Source organism: Gracilibacillus sp. JCM 18966 (genome assembly GCF_055392695.1).
Genome location: NZ_AP043883.1, coordinates 3,942,114 through 3,953,965, shown reverse-complemented (window position 1 = coordinate 3,953,965; position 11,852 = coordinate 3,942,114). Strand labels below are relative to the sequence as shown.

The window sequence follows — 11,852 nt, the reverse complement described above, 5'->3', positions numbered from 1 at the left end:
AAACAAGTTTATTACAACAGAACAGGAATGAGAATAGATGAAAAGAACTGGGGATTTAAAATTAATTCAAGAATTAAACCGATCCATTGTATTAGACACTATTCGTAGATATGGACCAATTTCGAGAAGTGAGATCGCTAAAAAAAATGAACTTAGCCCAACCACCGTAACATCTGCAGTCCAAGATCTGATAAGGGAAAGATTGGTCAATGAAAATGGAACTGGATTATCAAGTGGTGGTAGAAAACCAATTTTACTTCAGTTTTCTCCAGATAATCATTATTTAATTGGAGTATCAATATCATATTCCAAAATTACCATTGCAGATATGAACTTGGAGGCAAAGATAAACCAAAAAAATGTTTATTTAACGAATGGGTATACGAATGAACATTTAATTGAGTATTTACTGGAGTTGTTGCATGGATTTTTGACTGAACGAAAGGATAATAGAATTTGTGTAGGTATTTCAATAATTACACAGGGAATTGTGGATGCTTATCAAGGAATTATTCACCACAATCCAAAACTTCAATTAAATAATGTGTACTTGAAGAACATCGTCGAAAATAGATTAGAGCTTCCAACTTGGCTTGATAATGATACAAATGCGTATGTATTAGCTGAGAAAAATTTTGGCCTATACCAAGAATATAAAAATATGGTTTATATTACGATAGGGGATGGACTTGGTGCTGGCATTATTGTAAATGACTCGCTCGCAAGAGGAGTTAAAGGAGGCTCGGGTGAATTCGGGCATACCACGATTAATATTAATGGAAAGCCTTGTGAGTGTGGAAACAAAGGCTGTTTAGAAAATTACGTTAGTTGGCCATCCATTCATGAAAGGTTAATTACAGCAATAAAAAATGGAAAAAATACATTACTAACGGATTTATCAAATGGTAAGAACGAATCAATTTTACCTGAACATTTTACCCAAGCAATAAATGCAGGAGATGAGCTGGCAAATGAAGTACTAAACGAAGTTTCTTTTTACTTAGCAGCGGGTTTAGTGAATCTCGTTCATTTATTTAACCCAGATATCATTATTTTGGGAGGTGAGATAACGAATAATAACAAATTATTATTTAACAGACTTAGTCATTTGGTTGAAGATCGATCGCTAAAAACACTATATAAAGATGTAAATATAAAAATCGCTTCACTAGGAGAAGAATTTGAAATGATAGGAGCTGCATCCGTGTTATTACAAGATAAATTTCAATTTAAATTAACCCATGATGAAATAAGACATAATAGAAGTACGTAAACAAATAGGAGGGGTATTATGCTAAAAGGTTTTAATCAATGGTGTTATCCTGAAGGCACGCCACTAGAAAAAGTATTTAGCTATAGTAAAGAAGCTGGATTTGATGCTGTGGAGCTGAATGTGAATCCATCTGGTGGTGTAGGATTAACAATGGATTCAACATCCGATGATATTAAGCAAATTAAACAATTAGCAGATTCGTATGACTTGCAATTAAGAAGCTTATCGACGGGGTTGTTTTGGGAATCACCTCTCTCAGATCCTGATGAATCAGTGCGTCAACAAGCGAGGAAGGTGATAGAAAAGCAAATTGAGTTTGCTGCTCTAATGGATATTGATACAGTACTTGTAGTACCAGGAGTCGTGACAAAGGAAGTAGCTTATTCAGACTGTTACCATCGAAGCCAACAGGAATTAAAAAAAGTTATACCATTTGCAGAGAAGTATCAAATACATATTGGAATTGAAAATGTCTGGAACAAATTTTTGTTATCTCCTCTAGAAATGGCTAATTATGTGGATGAATTAGGTTCAGCTTATGTGGGTGTTTATTTCGATGTTGGAAACGTATTACAATTTGGATTCCCTGAACAATGGATTACTTTGTTAGGAAATCGAATACGAAAAGTCCATGTGAAGGACTTTAGTAATGCCGTTGGGAATATAACAGGATTTGTTCCATTACTAGCAGGTGATGTAGATTGGATCAAAGTGAATAAAGCTTTAAATGATATCGGTTATCAGGATACAATCACCGCAGAGCTCACGCCATACACAATTGATCCTAAAGCATTAGCAATTGATACAGCGAGGCATATGGAAATGATATTAAATTCTAGTGAAAAGGAGGCATAAAAATGGATAAAGTAAAAGTTGGGTTTATTGGTGGAGGAGGCATTGCTTCCATACATTTAAAAAATTTAGCTAAGGATGATAGGGTCGAGATCATTTCAATTTGTGATATTGTAAAAGAAAATGCTGAAAAAACCGCTTCTAAATATAATGCAAAAGCATATACGAATGCGGAGGAAATGTTGGAAAAAGAAAGTGTAGACGCATTGTTCTTATGTGTTCCTCCATTTGCTCATGGTGATATTGAAGAAAAGGCTGCTCAAAAAGGAATTCATTTAATGGTAGAGAAACCTTTAGGGTTAGATGTTGATACAGCAAGATACAAACTAAAAGTTATTCAAGAATCTGGTATTCTCTGTGCTTCTGGCTACTGTCTTCGTTATTTAGATACAGTAAAAAAAGCAAAAGAATATTTGAAAGACAAACAAATAGCGATGATTCGAGGACATTATATTACTTCCTTTGTACCCACCCCATGGTATCGGGAAATGAATAAGTCTGGCGGGCAATTAGTAGAGCAAGCTACTCATACGATGGATCTCATTCGGTATCTTGGAGGAGAAATAAATCAAGTCTACGCCAATATGAATCTACAAGTTCTCAAGGATATAGAAAATATTGATATTCCAGATGCCACATCTGTTAATTTTACATTAAATTCTGGGGCTGTGGGCCATTTAGATTGTTCATTTACTCAAACAGATCATCGAATGGGCGTCGAATTATTAGGAAAGGATTTTCGCGTTGTAATAGATGGGGTAAATTTAACGATAGTAGAAAAAGACTCAACGATCACATACCCTTCGAAAGTGGATTTCTATGAAGAGCAGGATAAGGCGTTTATTGAAGCTGTTTTAACTGGAAATCGAGCTGTTATTTTATCTAATTATGAAAGCGGTTTAAATACACTGGAAGTCACATTAGCTGCAAACAAATCTCAAGAATTAGGTAAACCTATTCCATTGACTTAATGTAAGAAAGAAGGTGGCAAAATGGTGAAAGTTGCAATAATTGGTGTGGGGAAAATGGGGCAGCGGCACCTAGAGAATTGGTTACAGATAAGTAATATCGACGTAGTGGGAATTGTTGGTAGAGATCTAGATAAATTAAAGCAGTTAGCGGAAACGTATAACACAACATCTTATCTCGATATCCGAAGTTTATTGGAGGATCAGAAAGTAGAAATTGTTGATATTTGTTTACCAACCTTTTTACATTATGAAGCTATGAAAGAGGTGATAGGAACAGATGAAGAGGTATCCATTGTTTGTGAAAAACCACTCTGCCTAAATGAAGACGAAGCAAAAGCAATCCTGCAGCTTAGCAAAGAGAAGGATATTCAAATTTTTGTTGGTCATACACTACGATTTGATCCAGAATATGCTTTTCTCCGTCAACAGATTAAGCAAGGTGTGGTAGGGGAAGTAGGGGTGGTCCGGTTATCAAGGAAGACTTCTTTTCCAGGTCGTTGGTTTAGAGACAATGACAAGAGTGGAGGCATATTGTTAGATTTAGGTATTCATGATTTGGATTGGTTGCTATGGACATTTGGAGATGTGGAAAGAGTATTGGCTCGACATATCAAACAAAAGGATGATAGAGAATTCGACTATGCTTTAATTATTTTAAGAATGAAAAATGGAGTGATTGTTCACTTGGAGCTTTCTTGGGGAGAAAGTAGTTTGAAGTCTTCCTTTGAGATTGCAGGCAAGGAAGGTTTGCTTGTGGGCAACAGTGACAGTAAAGAGCCAATTCAAATAGCTACAAAGCAACCAAATCAATCTTCCGATTATTTGCCGAAAGAATTAGTTACCGAATCCGCCATCTATAAACAATTAAGTCATTTTAAAGATTGTATCGTCAATGGAGCCTCCCCAATCATTTCCATTGAAGAAGCAGTGAAAGCAGTTGAATTAGCACAGGCTACGATATTTTCTGCTCGTAATGGAGTGCCAGTGTATCTTGCTGAAGAGGAGGTGCAGGAATGAAAGTTGGAATCATTAGTTTTGCTCATCTACACGCATCTGCTTATGCTCATTATTTAATGGAACACCCAGAAGTTGAATTAGTTGCGATTTGGGATGAAGATGCCAAAAGAGCAGTTGAAATGGCAGAAAAATATTATTGTCATTGTTATACAGTGCTAGAAGAATTCCTAGCTACTAATATAGAGGCTGTAGTAGTATGCTCGGAAAATGCTAAGCACAAAGAACATGTGATTGCTGCTGCAAAAGCAAAAAAGCATATTTTATGTGAAAAGCCAATCGCTACGGATTTGCTTGATGCAAAAGCAATGATTGATGCTTGTCATCAAGAGAATGTTGTACTACAGATTGCTTATCCAGTTCGATTTTCGCCAGTAATGCAACAGGTGAAAAAGATCATTGAATCAGGACAAATTGGTAAGATAGTTGCGATTAATGGAACCAATCATGGCCAAATGCCAGGTGGTTGGTTTATCAATAAATCCTTATCAGGGGGCGGAGCAGCAACTGATCATATTGTACATCTTCTGGACTTGACTCGGTGGTTGCTAAATGATGAAGTTCGCAACATATACGCAGAATTGGATACAAAGTTTTATGATATTGATGTAGAGGATTGTGGCATGGTATCGGCAGAATTAGAATCAGGTATTATTGTTTCCATTGATCCTAGTTGGTCTCGCCCCAAAACGTTTCCTACTTGGGGGGATGTGACGATGGAAATTACTGGAACAAAAGGTGATTTATCTATCGATGTTTTTAAACAGCATTTAGTATGGTACAACGATCGGGATAACAAGGTGCAACAATTACCATGGGGAAGGGATATGGATCAAGGATTAATAGAAGACTTCATTTCTTGTGTGAAAGAAGGTAGAGAACCTTCCATTACTGGTGAAGATGGGTTTAGAGCGTTAGAAGTTGTGAAAGCCGCATATCAATCATCAAACAATAAGAAACTAGTAGAATTGGACAGAATCGATTTATAAAAATAGCTAGGACTTGAGACGGGGGTGCGTCAAAATGGCAATGGGATCTGAAATGGCAGATAGCAAGTCAATTACTCGCTCAAAAAAGAAATTATTAAGTTCTCGAGACTGGGCGGGATTGTTGTTCTCCACACCACTGTTAATTGGTATATTTGGTTTTGCAATATACCCTATGATTGCTGCATTAGTGATGAGTTTCCAACAAACTGCAAATTCCTTAACTGGTGAATGGGTAGGATTAAAGAATTATCAATATGTATTAACAGATTCGATGTTTTGGAAATCAATTTTCAATACTCTTTATATGGGTATTCTATCCGTTATTTTAGGTGTCTCCCTTTCTTTTATATTAGCAACATTAATTCATAATGTTCCATGGCTAAAATGGAAAAATTTTTTTAAAGGAGTCTATTTCTTACCGAATGTGGTGTCTTTGGTTGCTGCTAGTATTTTATTTACTTTTCTTTTTAGTCCTGGGAAAGAAGGGCTTTTAAATTATGCAATTGGACTAATTGGTATAGATCCAATTGGATGGTTTACTAATCCGACTTTTTCAAAGTTTAGTATTGTTCTAATGACTTTATGGGGAATGTTAGGCTATAACACTATTATTTTTATTGCAGCACTTTCTAGTGTTCCTAGAGATTTATATGAAGCTGCAGAAGTGGATGGAGCTAGTTGGTTCAAAAAATGGTTTTATATCACAGTTCCATACTTAAGGCCAATTATCTTGTTTATGGTCATTATGGGTGCGATAACTGCAATGAAAAGGTTTACAGACGTTTGGTTGATTGGGGGAACTGCTGGTAATCCTGCAGGTTCTTTGATGACAGCTGTATTATATATCTATCGAAATGCATTTTTATCCTCACAAATGGGTATAGCAACTGCCGCTTCCTATATTTTATTTATGATCATATTAGTACTAACCATTGCTTTACTATTTGCCAATAAAAATAGTAATTTGGATTGAAGGAGTGTGTAATAATTGGAACCTTCGAGTGTTAGTCATTTAAAGGAGTCGTATTCTAACAAGAGTTTTGGACGTTCTGCTAAAAAACAGAGACTTTTTGGAAACATCTTATTAATGGTAGTTTTATCAATAGGCTCACTCATTATGATCATCCCGTTTTTGTGGATGGTTCTTACTAGCTTTGATTGGCAAGCAAGGTTGAATATACCTTTCCCACCACGTTTTTGGCCTGAAGAGTTTTCTTTAAAAACTTACAAATTAGCCTTTACAAATATCCCAATGTTCAAATACATTTTAAATTCATTAATCGTTTCAGTAGGAGTAATTGTCGTAAGCTTAGGATCTGCACTGTTGTCTGGCTATGCCATTTCAAAATTAAAATTTAAAGGCGCTACAATTGTATTGGTTCTGGCATTAAGTACAATGATGATTCCATTTGAAATGACCATGATACCACAGTATTTATTATTTGACTGGTTAGAATTGCTTGATAGTTATTGGGCATTTTATTTACCGGCGTTAAATTTTGCATTTGGTACATTTTTAGCAAAATCTTTTATAGATCAGCTTCCTAGTACTTTAAGAGAAGCGGCGATTATCGATGGTGCAAATGAATTTCAAGTATTTGTTAAAGTCTACTTACCTTTATGTGTTCCAATTCTTGCAACGATGACAATTTTACAATTCTTGGCGGTTTGGAATGATTTGCTGTGGCCACTATTGGCGTTGCAAACTCCAGATAAATTTACCATTCAACTCGGGTTAGCCATGTTTTCGTATAATAAAACTCTTCCTTTACCATCAGTCATTATGGCTGCAACAACAGTAAGCTTACTCCCAGTTATTATTACTTATTTATTCCTGCAAAGATACATCGTGGAAAGTATTGCTTTATCGGGAATCAAACAATAAAAATTGTAAGAGAAGGAGGGGATTACTTCTATAAATGGTTAGGCTGGTTCGAACGAAGAAAAAACTTAATAAAAAGGGGAGCTAGTAATGAGAAGTAAATTAGTTTGTTGGTTGGTTATTCTATTTATTCCGTTACTTGTTGCATGTTCAGATAGTTCAAGCTCTGATAGTCAAAACAGTGATATTGAAGTTGTCTCTGAGATTGAAGGTACTGTTAGGGTGGCGTTGGCAGGTTTTCAGCTAGAAGATGGAATTGATCCAATAACAGGTATAGAGAACAAAGGCATGCAAACTTTTATTGAAGAAGAGTTTCAACCTAGATTCCCGAATATTAAGATAGAATTAACACAGGTTCCCTGGGAAAATGCGCAATCAAAACAAACGGCAATGTTACAATCAGGTGATGTCGATATATTGTATACCGGAGGAGCTTTTGCTACTCAATGGTATCAACAAGGATTACTACGAGAATTAGATGACTTAATCGAAGACGACACCAATTTTGATCCGAGTATATATTTAAAAGGAGTATGGGAGAACTCGTACAGTACTAAGTCTCCAGATAAGTCTGCTCATTTTGGAATTCCTGCTGTTTTGGGACGACGGGTTACCATCTATGATAAACAATTATTTGACCAATGGGGAGTAGAGTATTTATCAGAAAATCCAACTCCTGAAGAAATTCTAGAAAAGGCTAAGCAAATGACTGGCGAAAATCCTGAGACAGGCGAACAAAATTATGGATTATGGTTGGATGGTAAGTCTTTAAATCTCTCTACCTTTGTTGCTCTAACACATGCTTATGGTGCGACTGGGGGAGAAGGAACGTTAGATGATCCTAAAAATATAGATTGGAGCTTAAATTCTCCTGAAATGGTAAAAGTCTTTGAATGGCTAGAAAAAGCTGCTCAGTTACCACCCTCCGACTTTTTAAATGCATTAGGAAATGAAAGCTTTGGTTTAGAAAACAATAATATTGCGATCCATCTGGATGCAACTGGCGCAAGTACAATGGCAGAAGTGAGAGCATCTGATAATGAAGAGTTATTAGAGCGTTTTGAATCAGTTCTTAACTTAGGGCCTGAAGGTGAGGGCTGGGTTGCCGTCGATCCATTCGTTATGGCGAAAGACACGCAAAATGTGGAAGCATCCTGGGAAGTATTAAAGTTTTTAACAGGTTATGAAGCCCAAAAGCATAATTATCAAGAATACACGTATACTCCAACTCTAGTAGATGCAGACTTTGTTTCAGATCAGGATAAGTATATGAAAACTGCAGCTGAAATCGCTAGTGTGACCAATTCGACCTTAATGGATGAGGCTAACCCATTCTTTGGAAGTGAGATTGCCCCTGCTGTAAATGGTTTTATTAGCCAAGCGCACAATGGGGATGCTCCTGATATTCAAAGCTATTTAGACGATCTTCAAGATAGAGCTGAAAAATGGTCCGCTAATCAATAATAGAAGCTGGTGAGTGTAGAGGATGTTTTTGTTCCCCTACGCTCACCTAATAGAGGAAAATGACGCAACTAGTAAGCTGAAATTCAAAATAAAGGAGATTTATAGGCATGAAAATAGGGTTAAGCTCATATAGCTTGTTTGCTACTTTGAAATCTGGCGAAATGACTATTCTTGATGTAATGGAATGGATCGCAGAACAAGGGGGAGAACATGTTGAATTAGTACCTAATTTGGGTTTTACATTAGAAGATCAAACTCAAATAGAGAAGGTCCGCAATAAGGCAAAAGAACTTGGTCTAGATATATCCAATTATGCGATTGGTGCGAATTTTCTACAACCTAATAAAGAAAGTTATCAAGCAGAAATGAACCGTGTGAAAAAAGAGGTAGATATTGCACATCAACTAGGTGTTAAACTGATGCGTCATGATATTGCTTGGAGACCGATTCCCGAAACATCCATTGCAAATTTCGAAGCAGATTTACCAATGCTTGTGGAGGCCTGTCAAGAAATTGCTAATTATGCAAGCCAATACGGCATAACTACAAGTATTGAAAATCATGGTTATTATGTGCAAGCTAGTGATCGAGTTCAAACTGTTCTTCACCATGTAAACCGTGCGAATTTTAAGACGACTTTAGATGTTGGTAATTTCTTGTGTGCGGATGAAAATCCTGTTACAGCTGTTAAGAAAAATATACGTTATGCCTCAATGGTGCATATAAAAGATTTTTATCATCGTCCTGCCCATCTATATCCAGGAGAAGGGTGGCTAGAGACTATTTCTGGAGATTATCTACGCGGTGCCATAGTGGGTCATGGTGACATTCCGATGAGAGAAGTTCTAAGAGTAATAAAAGATAATGGATATGACGGATATCTATCTGTCGAGTTTGAAGGTATGGAGGATAGCAGGCGGGCATCAAAGCTTAGCCTAGACAATCTTCGAAGAATGTGGAACGAAATATAAAGGAGGATTTTAACATGAAAATAGGTATCATTGGAGCTGGATCAATCTCTGAAAGTCACTTAGAGTCATATCATCATCATCCAGAAGTGGAGATTTTTGCAATTTGTGATCTGAATAAAAAAAGGGCCAATGAAAAAGCAAATAAATATCAAGCAACACATGTATACACAGATTATCTTCAATTGCTAGCAAATAAAGATATTGAAGCAGTAAGCATATGTACATGGAACAATACACATGCTGAAATAGCTATTGCTTCCTTACAATCAGGGAAGCACGTTCTAGTAGAAAAGCCTCTCTGTAAAACAGTAGAAGAAGCAATGAAAGTGGAGGAGGCCGTTAAAAGTAGCGGTAAAATTTTACAAGTAGGCTTTGTGCGCAGATATGCGACAAACACCAAAATTGTTAAAAAATTTGTCGATGGCGGGGATTTAGGTGAAATTTATTATGCAAAAGCTTCATGTTTACGAAGATTGGGAAATCCAGGTGGTTGGTTTGCTGATAAAGAACGTTCAGGAGGCGGCCCACTAATAGACTTAGGTGTACATGTTATTGATATATGTTGGTACTTAATGGGTAAGCCAAAAGTGAAGTCAGTTAGTGGAAATACATATAGTAAGCTTGGTAACCGCTCAAATGTTGAAAATTTATCATTTTATCAAGCGGCAGATTATGATCCAAGTAAAAATACTGTTGAAGATTTAGCAAATGCTATTATTCGTTTTGAAAATGGAGCATCTCTAATGGTAGATGTTAGTTTTACTCTTCACGCCAAAGAAGATATGATTACTGTAAATCTCTATGGAGAAAACGGAGGAATCGAACTAGAGCCAGAACTACATGTAATTACAGAGAGATATAATACTATTTTAAATGCCGCTCCACAAATAGACAATAAATCCTTTGACTTTGTGCAGGCCTTTCAAAATGAAATTGATCATTTTATTGCAAGTGTAAAAGGTGAAACACAAACTTTTAGCCCTGTGGAAGATGGTGTTGAAATAATGAAGATACTTTGTGGTATTTATGAATCGAGTGAAAAAGGAATCGAAGTCCAGTTTTAAATTAGATTAAAAAAACCTTGTATCATTTGTTTGGTACAAGGTCTTATTTAATTTTTTTGTTAATAAATGCTTATCATTGGATAGCTTCAGTATTCTACAATATATGGACATTTCTCATAAAGTAGAAAAAGTGACTCACCTAAGGTTAGCAATTTTCTTATAAGGAAGGATAATTTAACGATGAACAAGTATCGATTTTTAAAGTTATTTTACTTTTGTTTTTCTCTTGGTACTGGTGCATTTCAATTTTTAAATTTATTCTACGTCGATTTCGGATTAAACTCTGTGGAAATTAGTGTATTATTTGCGGTTGGCCCGATGGTAATGGTCGTTGCACAACCGTTATGGGGCATGTTAACCGATTATCTTAATTCCCCTAAAATAACATTATTGATTATGATTTTAGGTGCAGCAACAACTGCCTTGTGGTTTCCTATTACTATAAATTTTGAACATTTACTCATTTTAAATATTATTTATTTCTTTTTTCATAGTGCTATTCCGCCGATTGCAGATGTGACAGCAATATCAATAATTGGAAGTAGAAAAGATTTTGGAAAGATTCGTCTGTGGGGATCCATAGGGTACGCAGTAGGGGTGGTGGCGATTGGAAGATTGCTAGACATTTTTGGTTTAGATATTATGTTTGTTTTACATAGTAGTTTAATTGTTTTTGCTCTAATCCTTGCACTTCAATTACCGGTTCAGACAGCTAAAAAAAAGCAGTTTCATTTAAAGAAGGTTATTCGTTTATTTTATAATCCAGCATTTTCTCTATTTCTAATCTTCAGCTTTTTTTTACACTTGCCAGTTCATGCAAATAACTCCTTTTATGCCGTATACTTACAGGATTTAGGTGCATCGATTAGTTTAGTTGGTATCGCTCTCTTAATTAAATCCATTTTAGAAGTCCCATTTTTCTCTATGTCAAAAAAACTAATGAGTGTTTTTACTTTTCCTATATTGTTAACATCAGTAGCTTTTTTTTATGGCCTACGTTGGCTTGTACTAGGTATAAGCGACAATCTAGATACATTAGTATGGTCACAAATCTTACTAAGTCTATCATATAGCATTCATTATTTTGTTGCTGTCGCTTATGTTGATGAGCTGACACCTATTAAATACCGAGCAACTGGTCAAACAATTTATTGGGCAGTGGCACTCGGTTTGGCCGGAATAATAGGGAATTTAATAGCTGGGTGGTTATTACGTTTTATCGAAATAAATCAGATGTATCAGTTAGCGACAGTAGTTTCCTTTACCTCTATTTTCCTATTATGGATAAAACGGAAGACGAAGCAGGAAGACTGACAAGCGTCATTCAATGTACGTCTCCTCTAGCTAAGAGTTTATCAATATGAATCACTTG

The 11,852-nt window shown here is 35.9% G+C and carries 11 protein-coding genes; all 11 read left to right on the top strand.

The annotated features are described in order from the left end of the window. Window positions 1–37: 37 nt before the first annotated feature. Window positions 38–1,273: an ROK family transcriptional regulator gene (locus tag ACZ5N5_RS19285; protein ID WP_464372940.1), complete on the top strand. Its 1,236-nt coding sequence runs from the start codon at window positions 38–40 to the stop codon at window positions 1,271–1,273. An 18-nt stretch (window positions 1,274–1,291) separates the two neighbouring features. Further along, a complete protein-coding gene (locus ACZ5N5_RS19280) occupies window positions 1,292–2,128 on the top strand; it encodes a sugar phosphate isomerase/epimerase family protein (protein WP_464372939.1) in 837 nt (278 codons plus the stop codon). A gap of 2 nt (window positions 2,129–2,130) precedes the next feature. Beyond that, the gene (locus ACZ5N5_RS19275) at window positions 2,131–3,096 is read left to right on the top strand and encodes a Gfo/Idh/MocA family protein (RefSeq protein ID WP_277678343.1); all 966 of its coding nucleotides are present in this window, start codon (window positions 2,131–2,133) and stop codon (window positions 3,094–3,096) included. Window positions 3,097–3,120: 24 nt separating this feature from the next. Next, window positions 3,121–4,113 carry a Gfo/Idh/MocA family protein gene (locus ACZ5N5_RS19270; protein ID WP_464372938.1) on the top strand — a complete coding sequence of 331 codons (993 nt, stop codon included), beginning with the start codon at window positions 3,121–3,123 and terminating at the stop codon, window positions 4,111–4,113. Further along, window positions 4,110–5,099, top strand: coding sequence for a Gfo/Idh/MocA family protein (locus ACZ5N5_RS19265; protein ID WP_109983606.1), 990 nt, complete (start codon window positions 4,110–4,112; stop codon window positions 5,097–5,099). Before ACZ5N5_RS19270 ends, ACZ5N5_RS19265 begins: the two co-directional genes overlap by 4 nt. 34 nt (window positions 5,100–5,133) lie before the next feature. After that, window positions 5,134–6,072 carry a carbohydrate ABC transporter permease gene (locus tag ACZ5N5_RS19260; RefSeq protein WP_277678345.1) on the top strand — a complete coding sequence of 313 codons (939 nt, stop codon included), beginning with the start codon at window positions 5,134–5,136 and terminating at the stop codon, window positions 6,070–6,072. A gap of 105 nt (window positions 6,073–6,177) precedes the next feature. Then, on the top strand, window positions 6,178–6,984 hold the full coding sequence (locus ACZ5N5_RS19255) for a carbohydrate ABC transporter permease (protein WP_245902280.1): 807 nt from the start codon (window positions 6,178–6,180) through the stop codon (window positions 6,982–6,984). Between the two features lie 87 nt (window positions 6,985–7,071). Beyond that, the gene (locus ACZ5N5_RS19250; protein WP_054787128.1) at window positions 7,072–8,445 is read left to right on the top strand and encodes an extracellular solute-binding protein; all 1,374 of its coding nucleotides are present in this window, start codon (window positions 7,072–7,074) and stop codon (window positions 8,443–8,445) included. 107 nt (window positions 8,446–8,552) lie between these two features. Next, a complete protein-coding gene (locus ACZ5N5_RS19245) occupies window positions 8,553–9,416 on the top strand; it encodes a sugar phosphate isomerase/epimerase family protein (RefSeq protein WP_109983603.1) in 864 nt (287 codons plus the stop codon). 14 nt (window positions 9,417–9,430) lie between these two features. Further along, window positions 9,431–10,480: a Gfo/Idh/MocA family protein gene (locus tag ACZ5N5_RS19240; protein ID WP_464372937.1), complete on the top strand. Its 1,050-nt coding sequence runs from the start codon at window positions 9,431–9,433 to the stop codon at window positions 10,478–10,480. A 180-nt stretch (window positions 10,481–10,660) separates the two neighbouring features. After that, window positions 10,661–11,794 carry an MFS transporter gene (locus ACZ5N5_RS19235; RefSeq protein ID WP_277678347.1) on the top strand — a complete coding sequence of 378 codons (1,134 nt, stop codon included), beginning with the start codon at window positions 10,661–10,663 and terminating at the stop codon, window positions 11,792–11,794. Window positions 11,795–11,852 lie beyond the last annotated feature (58 nt).

Bases quoted from the DNA above. Each gene is read 5' to 3' on its own strand.
- ACZ5N5_RS19235 (WP_277678347.1), top strand. From the start codon at position 10,661: ATGAACAAGTATCGATTTTTAAAGTTATTTTACTTTTGTTTTTCTCTT.
- ACZ5N5_RS19265 (WP_109983606.1), top strand. From the start codon at position 4,110: ATGAAAGTTGGAATCATTAGTTTTGCTCATCTACACGCATCTGCTTAT.
- ACZ5N5_RS19250 (WP_054787128.1), top strand. From the start codon at position 7,072: ATGAGAAGTAAATTAGTTTGTTGGTTGGTTATTCTATTTATTCCGTTA.
- ACZ5N5_RS19275 (WP_277678343.1), top strand. From the start codon at position 2,131: ATGGATAAAGTAAAAGTTGGGTTTATTGGTGGAGGAGGCATTGCTTCC.
- ACZ5N5_RS19240 (WP_464372937.1), top strand. From the start codon at position 9,431: ATGAAAATAGGTATCATTGGAGCTGGATCAATCTCTGAAAGTCACTTA.
- ACZ5N5_RS19245 (WP_109983603.1), top strand. From the start codon at position 8,553: ATGAAAATAGGGTTAAGCTCATATAGCTTGTTTGCTACTTTGAAATCT.
- ACZ5N5_RS19260 (WP_277678345.1), top strand. From the start codon at position 5,134: ATGGCAATGGGATCTGAAATGGCAGATAGCAAGTCAATTACTCGCTCA.
- ACZ5N5_RS19285 (WP_464372940.1), top strand. From the start codon at position 38: ATGAAAAGAACTGGGGATTTAAAATTAATTCAAGAATTAAACCGATCC.
- ACZ5N5_RS19280 (WP_464372939.1), top strand. From the start codon at position 1,292: ATGCTAAAAGGTTTTAATCAATGGTGTTATCCTGAAGGCACGCCACTA.